The sequence below is a fragment of the Tardiphaga sp. 813_E8_N1_3 genome (assembly GCF_051811025.1).
GTDB lineage: Bacteria > Pseudomonadota > Alphaproteobacteria > Rhizobiales > Xanthobacteraceae > Tardiphaga.
This window is the reverse complement of sequence record NZ_JBPWQE010000001.1, coordinates 5,579,420-5,600,448: the sequence shown is the minus strand read 5'-3', so window position 1 is coordinate 5,600,448 and position 21,029 is coordinate 5,579,420. Positions and strand designations below refer to the sequence as shown.

Here is a 21,029-nt window from a genome sequence, read left to right as displayed (position 1 = left end):
TCAGTTTGTCGCGTCATGCATTATTCGTGTTCATTGATAGCGATTGTCTTAATGACCCTTTCAGGCTCAGGCCTGGCCAGATCAACCGATAACAGCCCGTTCTTCAGATCCGCACCCAGCACCAGCATCCCCTCTGCCAGCACGAATGTGCGCTGGAAGTGGCGCGCGGCGATGCCGCGATGGATGTATTGCCGGGTCTTGTCGTCCTGCTGGCGGCCCCGGATCACGAGCTGGTTTTCCTCAGTGGTCACATCGAGCTGATCGCGGGTGAAACCTGCGACCGCCAGCGTGATCCGCAGGCGTTCGGGTTGACCATTGTTCCGGTCGCACCGCTCGATGTTGTAAGGAGGATAACCGTCGGCGCCTTTGACGACGCGATCGAGCGCACGCTCAATCTCGTCGAATCCCAAAAGGAACGGACTGGATAACGAAGGAACACGAGACATACCTACAAAGCCCTCTCGAAGCGACTTTGAGGGGCCCTTACGGCACCCCTGGCCAATCGGCACTCTGCCAACAGGTCAATCAACAATATGGGCATGCCAAAGCCCGGTTCAAGCACCCCTAAATTGCAGGGAAACCGTTACTAAGGCCTTGAAACGGATCGGATATCGATCCCTAGGGATCAGATATCGATCCGGTTGCGGCCGTCAGCGCTGAACAGGTGCAGTTTGTCGCGGGGAGCCGTGGCGCGGATCGCAGCACCGATGGCCGGGGCATCCTGGCCGGGGATACGCACGATGACCTCGCCCTCGGGCAGCTCGCCCGGAGTGGCGCTGACGGCCTTCTCGGCCCGCGCGCGGGTGCCATAGACGAAGGTTTCCGCGCCCACCCGCTCGATGGCCTCGACCGTCAGGTTCAGCGTGATGCCGCCGTCGGCTGTCGCCTCGCCGGAGATCGCAAGGTCTTCCGGCCGGACGCCCAGGATACCGGCCTCGGCAGCGCTGCGGCTGTCGCCAGCGAACTGGGTACGGATCTCATCGCCGCTCAGCTTGATCAGGTTCATCGGTGGCGCGCCGATGAAGGAGGCGACGAAAGTGGTTGCCGGCTTGCGGTAGATATCGAGGGGACTGCCGATCTGCTCGACCTGGCCGCCATTCATCACCACCAGAATATCCGCGAGCGTCATCGCCTCCAACTGATCGTGGGTGACGTAGATCGACGTCGTCTTGAGGCGGCGTTGCAGCTTGCGGATTTCGACCCGCATGGCGACGCGCAGCTTGGCGTCGAGATTCGACAGTGGTTCGTCGAACAAGAACACTTTCGGCTGCCGGACGATGGCGCGGCCCATGGCGACGCGCTGGCGCTGCCCGCCGGACAATTGTCTGGGCTTGCGATCGAGCATGCCGGCGAGTTCGAGCGTCTGCGCGGCTTCGCGCACGCGCGTATCGATCTCCGGCTTCGGCATGCCCCTGTTGCGCAGGCCGTAAGCCATATTGTTGTAGACGCTCATATGCGGATAGAGCGCGTAGTTCTGGAACACCATGGCGATGTCGCGATCCGCCGGCTCGATCTCGTTGACGATACGGCCGCCAATATCGACCTCGCCGGAGGTGACGGTTTCGAGGCCGGCAACCATGCGCAGCAAGGTCGACTTGCCGCAGCCGCTTGGCCCGACGAGCACGCAGAACTGGCCGTCGCCGATCTCGAAATCGATGCCCTTGATGGCCTCGAAGCCGCCGGAATAGGTCTTGCGGACGTTGCGCAGCGAAACATTGGCCATCTGAATTTACTTCTCCGTCTCGACCAGGCCGCGCACGAACAGCCGCTGCATGAACACCACCACGGCGACAGGAGGCACCATCGCAAGGATCGCTGTCGCCATCGCGAGCTGCCATTCGGCGAGTTCATCCGTCGTCGTCAGCATCTTCTTGATGCCGGTGACGATGGTCTGCATGGATTCCTGCGTCGTGATCAGAAGCGGCCACAGATACTGGTTCCAGCCATAGATGAACTGGATCACGAACAGCGCTGCCATCGTCGTGACCGACAGCGGCAGCAGCGTATCCTTGAAAAAGCGAAAGGGACCGGCGCCATCGATGCGCGAGGCTTCGAGCAATTCATCGGGGACGGTCATGAAGAACTGGCGAAACAGCAGCGTGCCGGTGGCTGATGCGATCAGCGGCAGGATCAGCCCGGCATAGGTGTCGAGCATCTTCAGATCGGCGATCACCTTGTAGGTCGGATAGATACGGACCTCGACCGGCAGCATCAGCGTCACGAAGATGATCCAGAACGCCGTCTGGCGGAACGGAAAACGGAAATACACCACCGCATAGGCGGAGAGGATCGAGATCACGATCTTGCCGAGCGCGATGCCCATTGCCATGACGAACGAGTTCATCAGCATGTGGCCGACCGGCTCGCGGCTGGCGCGCGATCCGCCGATGAAAATCGCGCGGTAGTAGTTCTCCAGCGTATGACTGCCCGGCAGCATCGGCATGTTGCCGTTGACCACCGTCGCTGCGTCATGGGTCGAGGCGATCAGTGCGACATAGACCGGGAACACGACGATGAACACGCCGAGTGTCAGGATCGCGTAAGCGAGGATGTCGTTCCAGCGGCGGTGCTCGACCATCAGTACTGCACCTTGCGCTCGACATAACGAAACTGGATGGCCGTGAGCGCGATCACGATAACCATCAGGATCACCGATTGCGCTGCCGATCCGCCGAGGTCGCCGCCGAGCCTGCCGTCGGCATAGACCTTGTAGACCATGGTGGTCGTCGCCCCAGCCGGCCCACCACCCGTGACGGCGTCGATGATGCCGAAGGTGTCGAAAAACACATAGACAACATTGACGACCAGCAGGAAGAACGTGGTCGGCGACAGCAGCGGGAAGGTGATCGTCCAGAATCGCCGATATGGTCCGGCGCCGTCGATCGCTCCGGCCTCGAGTACGCTGCGCGGGATCGCCTGCAGGCCGGCCAGAAAGAACAGGAAATTATAGGCGATCTGCTTCCACACCGCGGCCATGACGACTAGCGCCATGGCGTGATTGCCGTTCAGCATTGGATTCCAGTTGAAGCCCATCAGGCGCAGCGGCCGGGCCATGGTGCCGAGCGTCGGGTGGAAGATGAACAGCCACAGCACGCCGGCGACCGCGGGAGCCACCGCATAGGGCCAGATCATCATGACCTTGAAGGTCGGTGCCGCTTTCAGGTTCTTGTCGGCCTGGGTCGCGAACAGCAGCGCGATCGACAGCGAAAGCGCCGCGACCAGCGACGAGAACACCACTGTCGTCGCCATTGCTTTGTAGTATTCCGGCTGAGCAAGCAGCGCCTGATAGTTCTCCAGCCCGATGAATTCCGAGTTCAGGCCGAACGCGTCCTCGCGCAGGAACGATTGCCAGACAGCCTGGCTGGCCGGCCAGTAGAAAAACACCAGGGTGATGACCAGCTGCGGCACGAGCAACAGATATGGCAGCAGCTTACCCTTGAAGACCGCGGACTTTTCCATGCAGTTCGTCGTGCCCCAGCAAGCAGCCTCATTCTGCTCATGTCATCGCCCGGTCCAAGCGCGCAATTGCGCACGAGGGCGGGCAACGACAGCGTCCGCTTGAATATTACTTCGCAGTCTTTTCGAAGGTTCGCAACATGGCGTTGCCGCGGCTCACGGCGGTGTCGAGTGCCTGTTGTGCCGTCTTCTGGCCACCCAGCGCAGCCTCGATTTCTTCGGACCAGATATCTCGCAGTTGCACCATGTTGCCGAACCGCAGGCCGCGCGAATTTTCGGTCGGCTCCTTGTTGGTCAGCTCCTTCAGCGGGGTCTGTAGGATCGGGTTCTTGTCATAGAAACCGTCGGCCTTGGTCTTTTCATAGGCGGACTTGGTGATCGGCAGATAGCCTGACTCCTGATGCAGCTTGGCCTGACGATCTGTGTCGGACAGGAAGCTGAAGAATTTCGCAATGCCCTTGTATTCGTCGGGCTTCTTGCCACCCATCACCCATAGCGAGGCGCCGCCGATGATCGAATTCTGCGGCGCGCCGGCAGCTTCGGGGTAGTAAGGCATCGGCACCGACGTGAAGGCGAATTTGGCGGTGCCCTTCGCCGTCGCGTAATAGCCGGAGGAGGTCATGAACAGCGGGCATTCGCCGGAGCCGAAGCGACTCTCGCTGGCATTGGCGCGACCGGAATAATCGTAGGTCTTGTCCTTCTGCAATTCGATCAGTGTCTGCAAATGTTTAACATGCAGCGGCGAATTGAACTTCAACTCGGTGTCGAAGCCGTCGAGTCCATTCGCCTTGGTACCGATCGGCACGTTATGCCATGCCGAGAACTGCTCGATATTGGCCCAGGTCGCCCAGGCATTGGAGAAGCCACAGGTCGCATAGCCGGCCGCCTTGAGCTTCTTGGCGCCCTCGAACACTTCGGGCCAGGTCTTGGGAATCTCGGCAATGTTGGCCTTCTTCAGCGCATCCAGATTGACCCACATCACCATCGACGACGAGTTGAAGGGAAACGACAGCATTTCGCCCTTCGATGTCGAATAGTAGCCGGTGATCGCGGGCAGATAGTTGTTCGGGTCGAACGGCTCGCCCGCATCCTTCATCAGCTGGTAGACAGGTTTGACGGCGCCTTTGGCGCTCATCATGGTCGCGGTACCGACCTCGAAGACCTGCAGGATGTGCGGCGCGGTGCCGGCGCGGAACGCGGCGATGCCGGCATTCATGGTGTCGGGATAGCTACCCTTGAAGGTCGGGATCACCTTGTAGTCCGGTTGGCTGGCATTGAAGTCAGCCGCGAGCTTGTTGACGATGTCGTTGTTGCCGCCGGTCATCGCGTGCCACCACTGGATCTCGGTCACCGCATGCGCGGGCGAAGCGAGCGCCAGCGTGGATGCGAACAAAGTGGCAAGTGCGAATTGGGGGCGGATCATCCAGTTTCTCCCGTTAGCCGTCATCGTCTCGTTGCAACAAAGCTGCGCCGGATGACGTGCATGCGACATTTTGACGGCGCGGATGCTAGGCGGGAAATGGCGGCGTTGGGAAGCCGCAAAAAGTCGAAGACGAACGGGGCTGCGGATCGCGCAGCCCCGTGTTGTTTTTATCGCTTGCGCTCGGAGCCGCTCACGGTTCCTTTGGCGACCAGCTCCTTGATCTCATCACCGGAGTAGCCGAACTCGGTGAGGATCTCGTTGAAGTGCTCGTTGAACTTCGGCGGCACGCGGCGCAGGCTCGCTTTGGTGCGATCGAAGCGGACCGGCGAGGCAACGCCTTTGTACCAGTCCTTCTCGATGATATCGCCGCGATGCTTCGTATGCGCATTGGCCAGCGCCTTGTCGATCGACTGCACCGGACCGGCGGGGAGGCCGGCGCCGAGCAGGCGCTCGCACAGCGGCGCGCTGTCGTGATCTTTCAGGATCGCTTCCAGCTCGGCCCGCAACGCATCGCGATTCTGCACGCGGTCACGGTTGCGTGCGAAGCGCACGTCCGTGCCGAGGTCCGGCTTGCCGAGTTCGCGGCACAGTTTGCGGAAGGTGCCGTCATTGCCGACGCCCATGAAGATGTTGCCGTCGCGGGCAGCGAACACGGCATAGGGCACCAGGTTCGGATGCTCGTTGCCGGTCAGCGCCGGCGGCTTGCCGCCGTTGTAGAAGTAGTTCGCGGTATGCGGATGCATGATCGCGAGACCGGTTTCGTACAATGTTGCCTCGACGAATTGACCGAGACCCGATTTGGCGCGCTCGGCCAGCGCCATCAGGATGCCGACGCAGGCATAGAGACCGGTCGCCATGTCGACGAGCGCGACGCCGATGCGGGTCGGGCCGCTCTCCTGCGAGCCGGTCGATGCCATCAGGCCGACCATCGACTGGATGATCGCGTCATAGCCGGGGTGGCCACCATGCGGGCCATCGCCGCCGAAGCCGGAGATGCGGCAATGGATCAGCTGCGGGAATTTTTCGCGCAGGAAATCGTTGCCGATGCCCCATTTGTCGAGCGTCCCGGGCTTGAAGTTCTCGATCATCACGTCGGCATTTTCGAGCATCCGCATCAGCACTGTACGGCCGCCCTCGGAGGCGAGGTCGAGACCGATCGAGCGCTTGTTGCGGTTGGTGCCGATGAAATAGGCCGCGTCGTCGTCGTGGAAGGGGGGGCCCCAGTCGCGAGTCTCGTCGCCGGCGGGCGGTTCGACCTTGACGACGTCGGCGCCGTGGTCGGCCAGGATCTGGGTGCAGTAGGGTCCACCAAGCACGCGTGACAGGTCGATCACGCGCAGACCGGCAATTGCGCCGGGAGCTATCGGCAAGCTCATCAAGTCAGCCTTCTCTCACGTGTATTGCGGATATGCCCAACGCATCGCGAAGGGCATGTCGGGGTCTGTCAGAGCTAGCTGGCTTCCGCCGTAGCGGCAATGCCCAACCGCGGGATGGCCGCTATGGGCAGGTGTAAGGGTGCCGTCAGGCGAACAGAAAAGGGCCCGGCCAATGGCCGAGCCCTTTTGGATTTGCGTCGCCCGGCGGAATATCTGCGGGACCAAGATCAATTTGCGAGATCGATCACACCACGACGGTGCGAACGTCGATATTGCCGCGGGTGGCGTTGGAATACGGGCAGATCTGATGCGCCTTTTCGACCAGCGCCTCGGCTTCTGCACGCGGCAGGCTCGGCAGCGAGACCGCGAGTTCGACATCGAGGCCGAAACCGCCAGCTGAGCGCGGGCCGATACCGACGGTGGACGTGACCGACACGTCGGCCGGTACCTTCGGGCCACCTTGCGAGCCCACAAACTTCATCGCGCCGATGAAGCAGGCGGCGTAGCCGGCCGCGAACAGTTGCTCGGGATTGTTGCCGGCGCCACCTGCGCCGCCGAGTTCCTTCGGCGTGGTGAGCTTGACGTCGAGCGCGCCATCGAGAGTCGCGGCGTGGCCATCGCGGCCGCCGGTTGCCTTGGCGCTGGTCTTGTAGAGCACATTCACAGACATTGTCGTCTCCTCGTTGTTTGCGTCTTGCCCTATCATAATTGCGCACAATTAGATTGCGCGCAATACATAAAATGGACGAGGCAATCGAATTGTGCTCAACTGATCGTGAAGGGGTTTGGGTCTGGGATTACCCGTGGCCAGATAAGCTCCGGAGATAACCATGGCCAAGAAACCCGCACCAAATCCGCTATTGCAGCTCGATAACCAGCTCTGCTTTGCCGTCTATTCAGCCGGCCACGCGTTCAACCGCGTCTACAAGCCGCTGCTGGAGCGGCTGAAGCTGACCTATCCGCAATATCTGGCGATGCTGGTGCTGTGGGAGCACGACAATGTCCCGGTCAAGGATATCGGCGAGCGGCTGTTTCTCGATTCTGGCACGCTGACGCCACTGCTGAAGCGTCTGGAAGCGGCCGGCCTGATCAAACGTACCCGCAGCGTCGAAGACGAGCGGCAGATGCTGATCGCATTGACGGCGCAAGGTCAGGCGCTGCGTGAAAAAGCCAAGGCCGTGCCGCAGGGGATCCTTGCGGCGTCAGCCTGCACGGTCGGCGAAATGGCCGCGATGAAAAATGAACTCGTGGCGCTACGTGATCGGCTGAACGCAGCGCTGGGGGATTAGCGCGGTCATTCTCTACGAGGATTGGTTGGTGCGGCTCGCCGAGCCGCAGCTCGCGAAGCGAGCGAAGGATGGTGGAGCCAGGCGGGATCGAACCGCCGACCTCTTGCATGCCATGCAAGCGCTCTCCCAGCTGAGCTATGGCCCCAATACCTGCGACGCACTGGGTAGGGCGTCGCGCGGCAAACCAAGATCACATATCAGGAGTGATCTCAAGTCTCTTCTGAGCTTAACTTTCTTCGTCGCCCGAGACGTCGCCGATGATGTCGGTCACGTCCTCATCGCCTTCTTCTTCGTCGGCAATGAAGGTCGAATCATCGTCTTCATCGTCATCGATGGTGTCATCGACTTCGATATCGTCCTCGGATTCCAGCACCGCAGCCTTCTTGCCGGTATTCTCCTCGGCGTCGGCTTCCTCCAGCGAGACCAATTCTTCGCTCTCGGCGGCTTCCGGAGTTTCCGCGGCGGCAGATGCTGCAGCTGCGCGTGCGGCTGCATCCGCGCGGGTCCGCGGCGGCGCAATCGGCGCAATTGGCACGACCTCGCCCGTATACGGCGAAATCACCGGGCTCTTGTTGAGGTCGTAGAACTTCTTGCCCGTCGTGGGGCAAATGCGTTTGGTTCCGAGATCGGATTTGGCCACGTGAAGGGTCCTGGGGATTTTTTGAAAAACGGTGCTTCACTTGGCTAGTTGACGCGCCCCTGTCAATAGCGGTTTGCGTGAGAATGACCGCTGCGTGACGCAGCGTGGCTCATATGCTACGAGCCGCCTGCGCGAAGGAACACAATCTTGACCCAATCAGACACAGCCGCCGCCCAGCCGACACCGCTGACAGCGCGAAAATCCGGCGCCCTGCGTGGTAGCGCCCGGGTGCCCGGTGACAAGTCGATCTCGCATCGGGCCCTTATTCTGGGCGCGCTGGCGGTCGGCGAGACCCGGATCACGGGGCTGCTGGAGGGCGAGGACGTCCTGAATACCGCCAAATCGATGCAGGCACTGGGCGCCAGGGTCGAACGAACGGGCGATTTTGCGTGGAAGGTCAACGGCGTCGGCGTTGCCGGCTTCGCCGCGCCAAAGGCGCCGCTGGATTTCGGCAATTCCGGTACCGGATGCCGGTTGGTGATGGGAGCCGTCGCAGGCTGCCCCATTGAGGCGACGTTCGATGGCGATGCGTCGCTGCGCAGCCGGCCGATGCGCCGGATCGTTGATCCCTTGGAATTGATGGGCGCCAAGGTCACCGCGAGCCAGGACGGGGGGCGTCTGCCGCTGACGATCAAAGGCGCGCGTGATCCGCTGCCGATCGTCTATCGCACTCCGGTCGCCTCCGCCCAGATCAAGTCAGCTGTGCTGTTGGCCGGCCTGTCGGCCCCTGGCACCACCACGGTGATCGAGACAGAGGCCAGTCGGGACCACACCGAGCTGATGCTCAAGCATTTCGGCGCCGAGATCGTCTCCGAGAAAGAAGGCGCGCACGGTCGCAAGATCACGCTGACTGGCCAGCCCGAATTGAAGGGCGCCGATGTCGTGGTGCCGGCAGATCCGTCCTCTGCAGCATTCCCGATGGTCGCGGCATTGATCGTGCCGGGCTCGGAGATCGTGCTCACCGATGTGATGACCAATCCGCTGCGCACAGGCCTGTTCACGACGCTGCGCGAGATGGGTGCATCCATCGAGGAAAGCGATATCCGCGGCGATGCCGGCGAACCGATGGCGCAGTTCCGGATCACTGCCTCGAAGCTGCACGGCGTCGAAGTGCCGCCGGAGCGCGCGCCGTCGATGATCGATGAATATCTGGTGCTGGCGGTAGCTGCGGCTTTCGCCGAGGGCACGACCATCATGCGCGGGCTGCAGGAGCTGCGTGTGAAGGAATCCGACCGTCTGGAAGCCACTGCGGCGATGCTGCGGGTCAATGGCGTCAATGTCGAGATCGTTGGCGACGACCTTATCGTGTATGGCAATGGCCGTGTTGCCGGCGGTGGCCTTGTCGCCACCCATATGGATCACCGTATCGCGATGTCGGCGCTGGCCATGGGCCTCGCTTCCGACAAGCCGGTGACCATCGACGACACGACCTTCATCGCGACCAGCTTCCCCGATTTCATCCCGATGATGCGTCGGCTGGGTGCTGATTTTTCCTGAGTCTAGCCGGCGTGGATATTTCCGGAGACGGATGTTAAGCCCGCGCAGATCGCGCGAGCCTGGCTCCCGATCCACCGCCATTCATCGTGACAAGACGAGCACGCACAACGCATGATCATTGCTATCGACGGTCCCGCCGCATCCGGAAAAGGCACGCTGGGCAAACGGCTTGCGCACCATTACGGTTACCGGCACCTCGATACCGGTGTGATCTATCGCGCGGTCGCCAAGGCGATGCTCGATCTCGGCGCGGACCTGACCGATGAGGCGCAGGCCGTGGCTGTCGCCAGTGAGCTCGATCCCGAGAAATTCGGCAATCCGGCGCTGAAGACCCAGGAAGTCGGTGATGCGGCCTCTGTAGTCTCGGCCATCCCGCGGGTGCGGGAGGTTCTTTTGAACTTCCAGCGGCGTTTTGCCGAGGATCCGCCGGGAGCGGTGCTCGACGGCCGCGACATTGGAACCGTGATCTGCCCCCATGCGGACGTGAAGATCTTCGTCGTGGCCGATGCCAGGGTTCGCGCCCGCCGGCGCACCCTGGAGGCTCTTGGACGGGGCGAGGTGGCCGATGAGGCCGCCGTACTGGCGGATATCATCAGGCGCGACGAACGCGACCAGAACCGCCCGATTGCGCCTCTGAAGCCGGCCACGGATGCATACTTGCTGGATAACTCCAATTTGGATATAGAAGGCGGCGTCCGGGCCGCCATCGACATTGTCGAGGCCGTCCGAGCGGGCCGGCAGCGGGTCTGATTTTTCTTTCTTTCCGAAAGACCTCAGACAAAACCGTTGCCGTCATTGGAGGAAAGCCCGCTCCCGATCTCGAGCTGCGATACGCGCTTAAGGCTCCGGACACCATCAAGACCCTACCCACGTTTCGATCGTGAAGGCATGCTGCCGGCCCGTTCTTGCATCCTCCTGCAAGACGGTCGTTAGAGGTTGCGGACCCCTGACACTTCACATTTGAGACGCCCATTAACCCGAACGGCCGGCGATACCCGCATCTGGAGAACAAATGGCTTCGACTGCTTCTTCGTATAATCCTTCCCGCGATGATTTCGCGGCAATGCTCGACGAGTCCTTCGCGGGCGGCAACCTTCAGGAAAGCTCTGTCATCAAGGGCATCGTGGTTGCGATTGAAAAGGACATGGCCGTCATCGACGTCGGCCTGAAGACTGAAGGCCGTGTGGCACTGCGCGAATTCGCCGGTCCCGGCCGTGACAGCGAACTCAAGGTCGGCGACGAAGTCGAAGTGTTCCTCGACCGGATCGAAAACGCACTCGGCGAAGCCGTTCTGTCGCGCGACAAGGCCCGCCGCGAAGAGAGCTGGGGCAAGCTCGAGAAGGCCTTCAACAACAATGAGAAGGTTCACGGCGTCATCTTCAATCAGGTCAAGGGTGGCTTCACCGTCGATCTCGACGGCGCAGTGGCCTTCCTGCCGCGTTCGCAGGTGGACATTCGTCCGATCCGCGACGTTGCTCCGCTGATGAACAACTCGCAGCCGTTCCAGATCCTCAAGATGGATCGTCGCCGCGGCAATATCGTCGTGTCGCGTCGTACGGTTCTCGAAGAGACCCGCGCTGAACAGCGTCAGGAACTGGTCCAGAACCTTGAAGAAGGTCAGGTCATCGACGGCGTCGTCAAGAACATCACCGATTACGGTGCGTTCGTTGACCTCGGCGGCATCGACGGCCTGCTGCACGTAACCGATATCGCGTGGCGCCGCGTCAACCACCCGACCGAAGTGCTCACCATCGGTCAGACGGTCAAGGTCAAGATCATCAAGATCAACCACGAGACCCACCGTATCTCGCTCGGCATGAAGCAGCTGCTCGACGATCCATGGCAGGGCATCGAGGCGAAGTACCCGCTGAACGCACGCTTCTCGGGTCGCGTCACCAACATCACCGACTACGGCGCATTCGTCGAACTGGAGCCGGGCATCGAAGGCCTGATCCACGTGTCGGAGATGTCGTGGACCAAGAAGAACATGCACCCCGGCAAGATCGTTTCGACCTCCCAGGAAGTCGAAGTGCAGGTTCTCGAAGTCGACAGCGTCAAGCGCCGCATTTCGCTCGGTCTCAAGCAGACCATGCGCAATCCGTGGGAAGTGTTCGTTGAGAAGTTCCCGGTCGGTTCGACCGTCGAAGGCGAAGTCAAGAACAAGACCGAGTTCGGTCTGTTCCTGGGTCTCGAAGGCGATGTGGACGGCATGGTCCATCTCTCCGACCTCGACTGGAAGCAGCCGGGCGAGCAGGTCATCGACAACTTCAAGAAGGGCGACATGGTCAAGGCCATCGTCCTCGATGTGGATGTCGAGAAGGAGCGCATCTCGCTCGGCGTCAAGCAGCTCGAAGGCGACCCCTTCGCAGAGCCGGGCGACGTCAAGAAGGGCGCTGTCGTGACTTGCGAAGTGATCGAAGTGAAGGAATCCGGCATCGACGTTCAGATCGCCGGCACCGACTTCACGACCTTCATCAAGCGTTCGGAACTGGCGCGTGAGCGCTCGGATCAGCGCGCTGAGCGTTTCGCCGTCGGCGAGAAGGTCGATGCCCGCGTGATCCAGTTCGACAAGAAGGCCCGCAAGGTCCAGGTGTCGATCAAGGCTCTCGAAGTGGCAGAAGAGAAGGAAGCCATCGCGCAGTACGGATCTTCGGATTCGGGCGCGACCCTCGGCGACATTCTCGGCAAGGCGCTCAAGCAGAGCACCGACAAGTAAGCGCGCAGGTAAGTTTCGACTCACTTGTTGCTACCAATTGGGGCCCCGGTTTCACCGGGGCCCTTTTTGCTGTTTCGACCATGTTTTCTTCATATTGCCTCGCAATTGATGTATTTGAGATACCTCAAGTAAACGCTGCCCGGACGACAGATGCAGCATCCGCCAGACGCAGCTCTCGCCGAGGGCTTAGGAGATTTCCGATGTCGCTTGATTCCGATGTGATCGTCGATCGCCGCAGGATACGTCGCAAGCTGACGTTCTGGCGCGTGGCGGCGGTGCTGGTCGCGGTCGCTGCGATGGTCGTCGTCGGCGTCGTCGTGACACGGTCGGGGTCCGAGGCGCTGTCGTCGTCGGGGGCGATCGCGCGCATCAAGATCGAGGGCCTGATCCAGAGCAACAATGATCGCGTCGAGGCGCTGGAGCGGCTGGAGAAGTCATCGGCGGCGGCGGTGGTGGTACACATCAATTCGCCGGGCGGCACTACGGCTGGCTCCGAGCAGCTCTATGACGCGCTGATGCGCCTCAAGGCCAAGAAGCCGATGGTCGTTGTCGTCGAGGGCCTGGCCGCATCGGGCGGCTATATCGCGGCGCTCGCATCCGACCATATCGTTGCGCAGCAGAGCTCGCTGGTCGGCTCCATCGGTGTTCTGTTCCAGTTTCCCAATTTCACGGGGTTGATGAAGACCGTCGGTGTCGAGGTCGAGCAGGTCAAATCCTCGCCGCTGAAGGCGGCGCCTAATGGTTTCGAGCCGACCAGCCCGGAGGCGCGGGCAGCGCTGGAATCGCTGGTGAAGGACTCCTACGGCTGGTTCCGCGGGCTCGTGCAGAGCCGCCGCGCCATGGATGACGTGCAACTACAGAAAGTCGCCGATGGCCGTGTTTTCACGGGGCGCCAGGCCGTGGACCTCAAGCTGATCGATCAGCTTGGCGACGAGAAAGCCGCCGTGGCGTGGCTGGTATCCGAGAAGAAGATCAAGAGCGACCTGCCGGTTAGCGACTTCAAGCTGACGCCTAAATTCAGCGATTTCACCTTCCTGCGCGCTGCTGCGACGATCACGCTCGACGCTGTAGGTCTTGGTGCGATCGCGCGGCAGGTCGAGCAGGCGGGCCTCGCGCAGGCCATGGATGGCTTCGGTCTCGATGGCATGCTGGCGCTGTGGCGGCCGGCCACCACTAACTAGGGAACCGCTCATCCTGTTCTTCCGCACTGCAAGGAAGGCTGCAACAACGGTTTCGGGCATTTGTCACGCATTTTCGAAGGTGCCCGAATTCATTTAGCGTCTTGACAGTTCAAGGCATTTTCACGGAAATGCATCCTCCCGTTCAGAGTCCAACGTCTCGATGATCAAATCCGAACTCGTTCAACGCATCGCTGAGCATAACCCGCATCTCTACCAGCGGGATGTTGAGAACATTGTGAATGCGATTCTCGATGAGATCGTGGCTGCGCTGGCACGCGGTGACCGTGTCGAACTCCGCGGCTTCGGTGCATTCTCGGTGAAGCATCGCCCGGCCCGTGCGGGCCGCAATCCCCGGACTGGCGAGCATGTGCCGGTGGACCAGAAGAGCGTTCCGTTCTTCAAGACCGGCAAGGAAATGCGCGAGCGCCTGAATCGCGACAATGCTGTGCCGGAAGCAAGCGCAGCGCCATAAAGAACTTTGAGGTAGCGCGCATTCGGGCCGACAGGTCTGAGCCAATTAGCGGAATGCGCGCCCGCATCGCCTTCGCGAGAGACGTTGATGCGTAAATTCTTCTCAGCTCTGGTGATCATCCCCCTCGCGATCGTTTTCGTCGTGTTCGCCGTCGCTAACCGTCATCTGGTCACGGTCTCCTTCGATCCGTTCAACAGCAGCGACCCCGCGGTCGGTGCCACGATGCCGCTATTCGTTGTGATCATCCTGTCGGCCATCCTGGGCGTCATCGCAGGCGGCATGGCCACCTGGTTCAGGCAGGGCCACTGGCGCCGCGCAGCACGCCAGCGCGAGGCCGATGCGCAGCGGGCCCGGGCTGAACTGGCCGATCTGCGCGCCCATACTGCGACCGCCTCGCGGAATGGTACGCAGCGGCTCCCGGCGCCCGGTTCCCCTTATATGGCCGGTGAGCGAGACAAGTCCGGCGCGACGTTGTAGAACCCCGCGCACAGGCTTTTCCTGCCATTCCCGGTATTGCCAGCGGCCATTTGAAGCATGTCTCTGATCGTCAAAATTTGCGGCCTGTCCACTCCGGAGACGCTCGATGCGGCTCTGGTTGGCGGCGCGGATATGGTCGGCTTCGTGTTCTTTCCGCCGTCACCGCGTCACGTCACGCTCGACGTTGCGCGGGCTTTGGGCAAGCAGGCGAAGGGCCGTGCCGTGAAGGTCGCGCTGTCGGTGGATGCCGATGACGCCGATCTCGAAAACAGCATCGATGCCTTGAAGCCCGATATCCTGCAGCTCCATGGCAAGGAGAGCGTTGCGCGGGTGCGCGATATCAAACAGAAGTTCGGCCTCCCGGTGATGAAGGCGCTGGCCGTCGAGACCAGAGCCGATCTCGCTGCATTGCCTGGCTATGCAGCGGTCTGCGATCGCATCCTGTTCGATGCCAAACCGCCGAAGGATGCAACGCGTCCGGGTGGTCTCGGCGCGGTCTTCGACTGGCATCTGCTCGAAGGCCTCGATCTGAAGCTGCCCTTCATGGTGTCGGGCGGCCTCAATGCCGCCAACGTCGCCGAAGCCCTGCGCATCACGCGGGCAGGTGGTGTCGATATTTCGTCCGGCGTGGAAAGCGCGCCGGGCATCAAGGATCCCGACATGATCCGCGCTTTCATCCGCGCCGCGCGCGCAACGGAAGAGTTGACGACCTGATGACTCAAGCCATTCCCAATTCCTACCGGTCCGGCCCCGACGACACTGGTCACTTCGGTATCTTCGGCGGGCGCTTCGTCGCCGAGACGCTGATGCCGCTGATCCTCGATCTGCAGAAGGCCTATGAGGATGCCAAGGCCGATCCCGCCTTCCGCAAGGAGATGGATGGTTATCTCAAGGCCTATGTCGGCCGCCCATCGCCGCTGTATTTTGCTGAGCGTCTCACTGAACATCTCGGTGGCGCAAAAATCTATCTGAAGCGCGAGGAGCTGAACCACACCGGCTCGCACAAGGTGAATAACGTGCTCGGCCAGATCATGGTCGCGCGCCGCATGGGCAAGAAGCGCATCATCGCCGAGACCGGCGCCGGCCAGCACGGCGTGGCGACGGCGACGCTCTGCGCGCGCTTCGGCCTCGAATGCATCGTCTATATGGGCGCGGTGGACGTCGCGCGTCAGCAGCCTAATGTGATCCGCATGGAAATGCTCGGCGCCAAGGTGGTGCCTGTGCAGGTCGGTGCGCGCACGCTCAAGGATGCGATGAACGAGGCGCTGCGCGACTGGGTCACCAATGTGCACAACACGTTCTATTGCATCGGCACTGTCGCCGGCCCGCATCCCTATCCGATGATGGTGCGCGACTTCCAGTCGATCATCGGCGAGGAAACTCGTGTGCAGATGCAGGAGATCGAAGGCCGCCTGCCGGATTCGCTGATTGCCTGCATCGGCGGCGGCTCCAATGCGATGGGGCTCTTCCATCCGTTCCTCGACGATCCCTCGGTCGATATCTACGGCGTCGAAGCGGCGGGCCACGGGCTCACCAACTTGCACGCCGCATCGATCGCTGGCGGCCGTCCCGGCGTGCTGCATGGCAACCGCACTTATCTCTTGATGGACGAAGACGGCCAGATCCAGGAAGGCCATTCGATCTCCGCGGGCCTCGATTATCCCGGCATCGGCCCCGAACATTCGTGGCTGCATACGATCGGCCGCGTGAAGTATCTGTCGGCGACGGACGAGGAAGCGCTGGCCGCATTCCAGTTGCTGTCGAAACTCGAAGGCATCATCCCGGCACTGGAGCCGGCGCATGCTCTCGCCAAGGTGAGCGAACTCGCGCCAACGCTGCCGAGGGATCACCTGATGGTCGTCAATCTCTCCGGCCGCGGCGACAAGGACGTCCCGCAGGTCGGCGATATCCTGAAGGGCAGGCAGTCGTGACCACCCGCATCGATACCCGTTTCGCCGAACTCAAGGCCGAAGGCCGCGCGGCTTTCGTTACTTTCGTGATGGCCGGCGATCCCGATCCCGCCACCGCACTCGAAATCGTCAAGGCGCTGCCGAAGGCCGGCGCCGATATCATTGAGATCGGCATGCCCTTTACCGATCCGATGGCCGACGGCCCGTCGATCCAGGCCGCAGGCCTGCGCGCGCTGCAGGCCGGCATGACGCTGAAGAAGACGTTGCAGCTCGTGCGCGACTTCCGCAGCTCCGACAACAAGACGCCCATCGTGCTGATGGGCTACTACAATCCGATCTATATCTACGGCGTCGATAAATTCCTGCCCGATGCCAAGGCTGCCGGCGTCGATGGCCTGATCATCGTCGATCTGCCGCCGGAAGAAGATAACGAGCTCTGCATCCCCGCGATGAAGGCCGGATTGAACTTCATCCGTCTGGCAACGCCGACCACCGACGACAAGCGCCTTCCGGCCGTTCTCGCGAACACGTCGGGCTTCGTCTATTACGTCTCGATCACCGGCATCACCGGGTCAGCCAGCGCGGATTCATCCGCCGTGAGCGCGGCCGTGGCGCGGATCAAGCGTCACACCCAATTGCCGGTTTGTGTCGGCTTCGGCATCCGGACGCCGGAAGCTGCGCATGACATCGCGCGCCATGCCAATGGCGCCGTGGTCGGCACTGCGCTGATCGATGCGCTGAAAGGCTCGCTGGATGCCGATGGCAAGGCCACGGCCAGGACTGTCGGCGCGGTCGCCGATCTGGCCGCAGCCCTCGCCCAGGGCGTTCATGGAGCCAAACAGGCTGCGGAATAAGCCACAATTGGCCTCCATCAACCGGGAACAACGGTTGCCGGGCTCCGTCCCGGCCGCCATATAGATATCAGAGCGACGCATCATCTCAGCGACGCGGAGACACATATGAACTGGCTCACCAACGTCGTCCGGCCGAAGATCCGCAGCATCCTCAAGCGCGATACGCCCGAGAACCTCTGGATCAAGTGCCCGGATACTGGACAGCTCGTGTTCTACAAGGACGTCGAGAGCAACCAGTTCGTCATTCCCGGCTCGAACTATCACATGCGCATGGGCGCCACCGCCCGCATGAAGTCGATCTTCGACAACGAGACCTGGTACGACGTCGCGCTGCCCGAAGTGATCGCCGATCCGCTGAAGTTTCGCGACGAGCGCAAATATGTCGACCGCATCAAGGATGCGCGCACCAAGACCAGCATGAACGACTCGGTGAAGGTCGGTTACGGCAGGATGGAAGGCACCGGCGTCGTCGTCGCCGTGCAGGATTTCGATTTCATGGGTGGCTCGCTCGGTATGGCCGCCGGTGAGGCGCTGGTCCGTGGGCTCGAACTCGCGGTCGAGAAGAAGTCGCCCTTCATCGTATTCGCAGCCTCCGGCGGCGCGCGGATGCAGGAAGGCATCCTGTCGCTGATGCAGCTGCCGCGCACGACCGTCGGCGTGCAGATGCTGCGCGAAGCCAAACTGCCCTACATCGTCGTGCTCACCAATCCGACCACCGGCGGTGTCACCGCGTCCTATGCGATGCTGGGCGATGTGCACATCGCCGAACCCGGCGCGCTGATCGGCTTTGCCGGCGCGCGCGTGATCGAACAGACCATCCGTGAAAAGCTGCCGGAAGGTTTCCAGCGCGCCGAATATCTGCGCGACCACGGCATGGTCGATATGGTCGTGCACCGCCACGACCTGAAGCCGACGCTGGCGCGGCTCTGCCGTCTGCTGACGAAGTCGCCGGCCATTGCGAGCCCGCCGCGTGCGGAGAGCATTCCGGCCGAGATCGTCATGGCTCCAGACGCGGTGCCGGCCGCGCACGCGTGAGCACCTCCGCGCCGCCATCGTCGCCGGACCTCGGCGAGATTCTGGCGCGGCTCTCGAAGCTGCATCCGAATACGATTGATCTGTCGCTGGACCGCATGCAGCGGCTCATGGCGCAGCTCGGCAATCCCGAGCGCAAATTGCCTCCGGTGATTCACGTTGCCGGCACCAATGGCAAAGGCTCGACCATTGCCTATCTGCGCGCGATCTGTGAGGCCGCAGGCCTGCGCGTCCACGTCTACACCTCGCCGCATCTCGTCCGCATGAATGAGAGCATCCGGCTCGCTGGCACCCTCGTGAGTGATGACGCTTTGCGTGACGTGTTCGCGCATGTCGAGTTGATTAACGCTGGTGCGCCGATCACGCTGTTCGAGGCCGAGACCGCCGTCGCATTCGATCTGTTCGCCAGGCATCCCGCCGATGTTGTCCTGCTCGAAGTCGGTCTCGGTGGCCGCCTCGATGCGACCAATGTCATCGAAGCACCCGCCGCCTGCGTGCTTACGCCGATTACCATCGACCACACGGATTTTCTCGGCGACACGCTCGCGAAGATCGCCGCCGAGAAGGCTGGCATTATCAAGCGCCGCGTGCCGGTGATCACGGTCGATCAATTGCCGGAGGCCACCGACGTGATCGAGCAGCAGGCGCGCAAGATGCATGCGCCGCTCATCAGCGCCGGGCAGGAATGGCACGTCAATATCGAGCGCGGGCGTCTGGTGTATCAGGACGATCGCGGGCTGATGGATATCGCTGCGCCGCGGCTGTTCGGGCGCCATCAGTTTGGCAATGCGGGTCTGGCGATTGCGACCCTGCGCGCGCTGGATATCCTCAAGATCGATCCCGCAGCCTATGAGACCGGCGTCGCGCGTGCCGAATGGCCGGCGCGGATGCAGCGGCTGACATCGGGCAAGCTTGTCGAAGCCGCGCCCGCCGATTCCGAAGTCTGGCTCGATGGCGGCCATAATGCCGATGGCGGGCGTGTCATTGCAGCGGCGCTCGGCGATCTCGAAGAGCGCGTACCGCGGCCGCTGGTGGTGATCGCCGGAATGATGGCCAACAAGGATGCGACGGGCTTTCTGGCGAATTTCGCCGGCCAGACCCGCCATATCATTGCCGTGAAAATCCCTGGCCGCGACGGCGCCATGGCGCCGGATACGCTCGCCGATGCTGCGCGCAGTCTCGGCATGCGCGTCGAGACAGCGCCGAGCGTTGCCGACGCGCTGCATTCGCTGACGAAGCTGGCCTACGAAGTCCCGCCTCGGATCCTGATTGCAGGCTCGCTCTATCTGGCCGGCCATGTGCTTGCGGAGAACGGCACGCTACCTGCATAGAATCGCATCGATACAAGTGATCTTTGCTTGATTTTGGGGAGGTCCGATGCGCTTCGCTGCCATTGCCGACGTTCACGGCAATCATCTCGCCCTTGAGGCTGTCGTCGCCGATATCCATGCCCAGGACATTTCCGACATCGTCAATCTCGGCGATATGGTTTCGGGCCCGATGGATGCCCGCCGCACCGTCGAGATCATGATGGGCATGAATGCCGTATGTGTCCGCGGCAATCACGACCGCTATGTCACCGACTACGCGCTTGACGACATGTATCCGTCGGATCGTCTGGCGCACAGCCAACTCGAACCGGCGCAGATGGAGTGGCTGCGCACTTTGCCGTTCAGCACGATCTATCGCGAGGAGGTCTATCTCTGTCATGCCACGCCGGATGACGACAACACCTACTGGATGGAAGCGGTGACGCCCGAGGGCATCGTGCATATGGCCACGATCGAAGCCATCGAGGAGAAAGCCAAGGGCATCGCCCAGTCGCTGATTCTCTGCGCGCACACCCACATCGCGCGCGCCGTCAGGCTTCGCGACGGCCGCATGATCGTCAATCCCGGCAGCGTCGGCGGCCCCGGCTATCGCGACGTCACGCCCTATCCGCACATGCTCGAAGTCGGCACGCCCGATGCCTGCTACGCGATTCTGGATTCCAGCTCAGGCCGCTGGCAGGTGACGTTCCGTCAGGTGCCTTATGATCATCAGGCGATGGCGGACATGGCGCGGAAGAATGAGCGCCCGGAATGGGCGAGCGCGCTGGCGACAGGGTGGATCAGGTAGTTGAGAGGTACAGCCTCTCGATTGTCATCCCCGCGAGGGCGGGGATCCATAACCACGGTCAGTATGTTCGAACGTCAGAGCCGTAACTACAGCACTCCAAAAGTACTTTGGTGTTTATGGGTCCCCGCCTTCGCGGGGACGACAGCTGAGAAGATCTGGTTCCATCACGTCAAATAAAAACGGCCGGTGAAAAAATCACCGGCCGTTCGAATTCGTTAGTTCACGCGCGCGATCAAACCGCTGCGCTGATCCATTGCTGCAACTTCGCCTTCGGCGCGGCGCCGACCTGGCGTGAGGCCATTTCGCCGCCCTTGAAGATCATCAGCGTCGGGATCGACATCACGCCATACTTGGAGGCGGTCTTCGGATTCTCGTCGACATTGAGCTTCAGGATGGTGACCTTTTCGCCCATGGCAGCGGAGATTTCGTCGAGCGCCGGCGCGATCATGCGGCACGGACCGCACCACTCGGCCCAGAAATCGATCACGACCGGGCCGGTCGCCTTGAGCACTTCCGCTTCGAAATCGGCGTCTGTCACCTTGCCAACGGCCATGGTCTTATCCTCGTCCTGTTCAATGAAGGGCGCGC

22 protein-coding genes and 1 tRNA gene are annotated in these 21,029 nt (G+C 61.8%); 13 read left to right on the top strand and 10 right to left on the bottom strand.

The annotated features are described in order from the left end of the window. Positions 1 to 20: 20 nt before the first annotated feature. From AB8A33_RS26455 to AB8A33_RS26425, 7 genes are all read right to left on the bottom strand, one after another. Complete coding sequence (locus AB8A33_RS26455) at positions 21 to 446, bottom strand: Hsp20 family protein (protein ID WP_116659550.1); 426 nt, start codon at positions 444 to 446, stop codon at positions 21 to 23. Between the two features lie 179 nt (positions 447 to 625). Next, positions 626 to 1,723, bottom strand: a complete 1,098-nt coding sequence (locus tag AB8A33_RS26450) for a sn-glycerol-3-phosphate import ATP-binding protein UgpC (RefSeq protein ID WP_439095497.1) — start codon at positions 1,721 to 1,723, stop codon at positions 626 to 628. Positions 1,724 to 1,729: 6 nt separating this feature from the next. Beyond that, a complete protein-coding gene (ugpE, locus tag AB8A33_RS26445; protein ID WP_439095496.1) occupies positions 1,730 to 2,578 on the bottom strand; it encodes a sn-glycerol-3-phosphate ABC transporter permease UgpE in 849 nt (282 codons plus the stop codon). Beyond that, the gene (gene ugpA / locus AB8A33_RS26440; RefSeq protein ID WP_439095495.1) at positions 2,578 to 3,459 is read right to left on the bottom strand and encodes a sn-glycerol-3-phosphate ABC transporter permease UgpA; all 882 of its coding nucleotides are present in this window, start codon (positions 3,457 to 3,459) and stop codon (positions 2,578 to 2,580) included. The genes ugpE and ugpA overlap by 1 nt, the downstream gene beginning before the upstream one ends. A 106-nt stretch (positions 3,460 to 3,565) precedes the next feature. Next, the gene (gene ugpB / locus AB8A33_RS26435; protein WP_439095494.1) at positions 3,566 to 4,879 is read right to left on the bottom strand and encodes a sn-glycerol-3-phosphate ABC transporter substrate-binding protein UgpB; all 1,314 of its coding nucleotides are present in this window, start codon (positions 4,877 to 4,879) and stop codon (positions 3,566 to 3,568) included. 167 nt (positions 4,880 to 5,046) lie between these two features. Continuing rightward, a complete protein-coding gene (locus AB8A33_RS26430) occupies positions 5,047 to 6,255 on the bottom strand; it encodes a CaiB/BaiF CoA transferase family protein (protein WP_439095493.1) in 1,209 nt (402 codons plus the stop codon). A gap of 244 nt (positions 6,256 to 6,499) precedes the next feature. Then, complete coding sequence (locus AB8A33_RS26425; protein ID WP_439095492.1) at positions 6,500 to 6,925, bottom strand: organic hydroperoxide resistance protein; 426 nt, start codon at positions 6,923 to 6,925, stop codon at positions 6,500 to 6,502. Positions 6,926 to 7,085: 160 nt separating this feature from the next. On the opposite strand from AB8A33_RS26425, the gene AB8A33_RS26420 reads away from it, so the two are divergent. Then, positions 7,086 to 7,544 (top strand): MarR family winged helix-turn-helix transcriptional regulator, encoded by a 459-nt coding sequence (locus AB8A33_RS26420; protein ID WP_439095491.1) that lies wholly within the window; start codon positions 7,086 to 7,088, stop codon positions 7,542 to 7,544. A 69-nt stretch (positions 7,545 to 7,613) separates the two neighbouring features. On the opposite strand, the gene AB8A33_RS26415 is transcribed toward AB8A33_RS26420, so the two are convergent. Together AB8A33_RS26415 and AB8A33_RS26410 are read right to left on the bottom strand one after the other, a co-directional pair. Further along, positions 7,614 to 7,689: transfer RNA gene (locus AB8A33_RS26415), tRNA-Ala, on the bottom strand. A gap of 81 nt (positions 7,690 to 7,770) precedes the next feature. Continuing rightward, complete coding sequence (locus AB8A33_RS26410) at positions 7,771 to 8,184, bottom strand: TIGR02300 family protein (RefSeq protein ID WP_068730321.1); 414 nt, start codon at positions 8,182 to 8,184, stop codon at positions 7,771 to 7,773. Between the two features lie 147 nt (positions 8,185 to 8,331). On the opposite strand from AB8A33_RS26410, the gene aroA reads away from it, so the two are divergent. The 12 genes from aroA to AB8A33_RS26350 all read left to right on the top strand — a co-directional run bounded on the left by aroA (position 8,332) and on the right by AB8A33_RS26350 (position 20,441). Then, positions 8,332 to 9,681 carry a 3-phosphoshikimate 1-carboxyvinyltransferase gene (gene aroA, locus AB8A33_RS26405; protein ID WP_439095490.1) on the top strand — a complete coding sequence of 450 codons (1,350 nt, stop codon included), beginning with the start codon at positions 8,332 to 8,334 and terminating at the stop codon, positions 9,679 to 9,681. A gap of 111 nt (positions 9,682 to 9,792) precedes the next feature. Next, entirely contained in the window at positions 9,793 to 10,431 is a 639-nt protein-coding gene (cmk, locus tag AB8A33_RS26400) for a (d)CMP kinase (RefSeq protein ID WP_093757876.1), read from the top strand. A gap of 262 nt (positions 10,432 to 10,693) precedes the next feature. Continuing rightward, complete coding sequence (rpsA, locus tag AB8A33_RS26395) at positions 10,694 to 12,397, top strand: 30S ribosomal protein S1 (RefSeq protein WP_068730324.1); 1,704 nt, start codon at positions 10,694 to 10,696, stop codon at positions 12,395 to 12,397. Positions 12,398 to 12,597: 200 nt separating this feature from the next. Further along, on the top strand, positions 12,598 to 13,578 hold the full coding sequence (gene sppA, locus AB8A33_RS26390; RefSeq protein WP_439095489.1) for a signal peptide peptidase SppA: 981 nt from the start codon (positions 12,598 to 12,600) through the stop codon (positions 13,576 to 13,578). 160 nt (positions 13,579 to 13,738) lie between these two features. Further along, the gene (locus tag AB8A33_RS26385; protein ID WP_315840004.1) at positions 13,739 to 14,050 is read left to right on the top strand and encodes an integration host factor subunit beta; all 312 of its coding nucleotides are present in this window, start codon (positions 13,739 to 13,741) and stop codon (positions 14,048 to 14,050) included. 87 nt (positions 14,051 to 14,137) lie between these two features. After that, positions 14,138 to 14,527, top strand: a complete 390-nt coding sequence (locus AB8A33_RS26380) for a LapA family protein (protein WP_439095488.1) — start codon at positions 14,138 to 14,140, stop codon at positions 14,525 to 14,527. Between the two features lie 57 nt (positions 14,528 to 14,584). Then, on the top strand, positions 14,585 to 15,241 hold the full coding sequence (locus AB8A33_RS26375; RefSeq protein WP_439065472.1) for a phosphoribosylanthranilate isomerase: 657 nt from the start codon (positions 14,585 to 14,587) through the stop codon (positions 15,239 to 15,241). Further along, entirely contained in the window at positions 15,241 to 16,458 is a 1,218-nt protein-coding gene (gene trpB / locus AB8A33_RS26370) for a tryptophan synthase subunit beta (protein WP_439095487.1), read from the top strand. Before AB8A33_RS26375 ends, trpB begins: the two co-directional genes overlap by 1 nt. Beyond that, the gene (gene trpA, locus AB8A33_RS26365) at positions 16,455 to 17,291 is read left to right on the top strand and encodes a tryptophan synthase subunit alpha (RefSeq protein WP_439095486.1); all 837 of its coding nucleotides are present in this window, start codon (positions 16,455 to 16,457) and stop codon (positions 17,289 to 17,291) included. The genes trpB and trpA overlap by 4 nt, the downstream gene beginning before the upstream one ends. A 105-nt stretch (positions 17,292 to 17,396) precedes the next feature. Next, a complete protein-coding gene (accD, locus tag AB8A33_RS26360; RefSeq protein WP_439095485.1) occupies positions 17,397 to 18,326 on the top strand; it encodes an acetyl-CoA carboxylase, carboxyltransferase subunit beta in 930 nt (309 codons plus the stop codon). Beyond that, positions 18,323 to 19,654, top strand: a complete 1,332-nt coding sequence (locus AB8A33_RS26355; protein WP_439095484.1) for a bifunctional folylpolyglutamate synthase/dihydrofolate synthase — start codon at positions 18,323 to 18,325, stop codon at positions 19,652 to 19,654. Before accD ends, AB8A33_RS26355 begins: the two co-directional genes overlap by 4 nt. 46 nt (positions 19,655 to 19,700) lie before the next feature. After that, complete coding sequence (locus AB8A33_RS26350; RefSeq protein WP_439095483.1) at positions 19,701 to 20,441, top strand: metallophosphoesterase family protein; 741 nt, start codon at positions 19,701 to 19,703, stop codon at positions 20,439 to 20,441. Between the two features lie 232 nt (positions 20,442 to 20,673). Here the strand turns inward: AB8A33_RS26350 and trxA are convergent, their stop codons facing one another. Further along, a complete protein-coding gene (gene trxA, locus AB8A33_RS26345) occupies positions 20,674 to 20,994 on the bottom strand; it encodes a thioredoxin (protein ID WP_068734104.1) in 321 nt (106 codons plus the stop codon). Positions 20,995 to 21,029 lie beyond the last annotated feature (35 nt).

Excerpts from the sequence above, each read along its gene's own strand:
- AB8A33_RS26455 (WP_116659550.1), bottom strand. The coding sequence starts at position 446 with ATGTCTCGTGTTCCTTCGTTATCCAGTCCGTTCCTTTTGGGATTCGAC.
- AB8A33_RS26450 (WP_439095497.1), bottom strand. The coding sequence starts at position 1,723 with ATGGCCAATGTTTCGCTGCGCAACGTCCGCAAGACCTATTCCGGCGGC.
- ugpE (WP_439095496.1), bottom strand. The coding sequence starts at position 2,578 with ATGGTCGAGCACCGCCGCTGGAACGACATCCTCGCTTACGCGATCCTG.
- ugpA (WP_439095495.1), bottom strand. The coding sequence starts at position 3,459 with ATGGAAAAGTCCGCGGTCTTCAAGGGTAAGCTGCTGCCATATCTGTTG.
- ugpB (WP_439095494.1), bottom strand. The coding sequence starts at position 4,879 with ATGATCCGCCCCCAATTCGCACTTGCCACTTTGTTCGCATCCACGCTG.
- AB8A33_RS26430 (WP_439095493.1), bottom strand. The coding sequence starts at position 6,255 with ATGAGCTTGCCGATAGCTCCCGGCGCAATTGCCGGTCTGCGCGTGATC.
- AB8A33_RS26425 (WP_439095492.1), bottom strand. The coding sequence starts at position 6,925 with ATGTCTGTGAATGTGCTCTACAAGACCAGCGCCAAGGCAACCGGCGGC.
- AB8A33_RS26420 (WP_439095491.1), top strand. The coding sequence starts at position 7,086 with ATGGCCAAGAAACCCGCACCAAATCCGCTATTGCAGCTCGATAACCAG.
- cmk (WP_093757876.1), top strand. The coding sequence starts at position 9,793 with ATGATCATTGCTATCGACGGTCCCGCCGCATCCGGAAAAGGCACGCTG.
- rpsA (WP_068730324.1), top strand. The coding sequence starts at position 10,694 with ATGGCTTCGACTGCTTCTTCGTATAATCCTTCCCGCGATGATTTCGCG.
- sppA (WP_439095489.1), top strand. The coding sequence starts at position 12,598 with ATGTCGCTTGATTCCGATGTGATCGTCGATCGCCGCAGGATACGTCGC.
- AB8A33_RS26385 (WP_315840004.1), top strand. The coding sequence starts at position 13,739 with ATGATCAAATCCGAACTCGTTCAACGCATCGCTGAGCATAACCCGCAT.
- AB8A33_RS26380 (WP_439095488.1), top strand. The coding sequence starts at position 14,138 with ATGCGTAAATTCTTCTCAGCTCTGGTGATCATCCCCCTCGCGATCGTT.
- AB8A33_RS26375 (WP_439065472.1), top strand. The coding sequence starts at position 14,585 with ATGTCTCTGATCGTCAAAATTTGCGGCCTGTCCACTCCGGAGACGCTC.
- trpB (WP_439095487.1), top strand. The coding sequence starts at position 15,241 with ATGACTCAAGCCATTCCCAATTCCTACCGGTCCGGCCCCGACGACACT.
- accD (WP_439095485.1), top strand. The coding sequence starts at position 17,397 with ATGAACTGGCTCACCAACGTCGTCCGGCCGAAGATCCGCAGCATCCTC.
- AB8A33_RS26350 (WP_439095483.1), top strand. The coding sequence starts at position 19,701 with ATGCGCTTCGCTGCCATTGCCGACGTTCACGGCAATCATCTCGCCCTT.
- trxA (WP_068734104.1), bottom strand. The coding sequence starts at position 20,994 with ATGGCCGTTGGCAAGGTGACAGACGCCGATTTCGAAGCGGAAGTGCTC.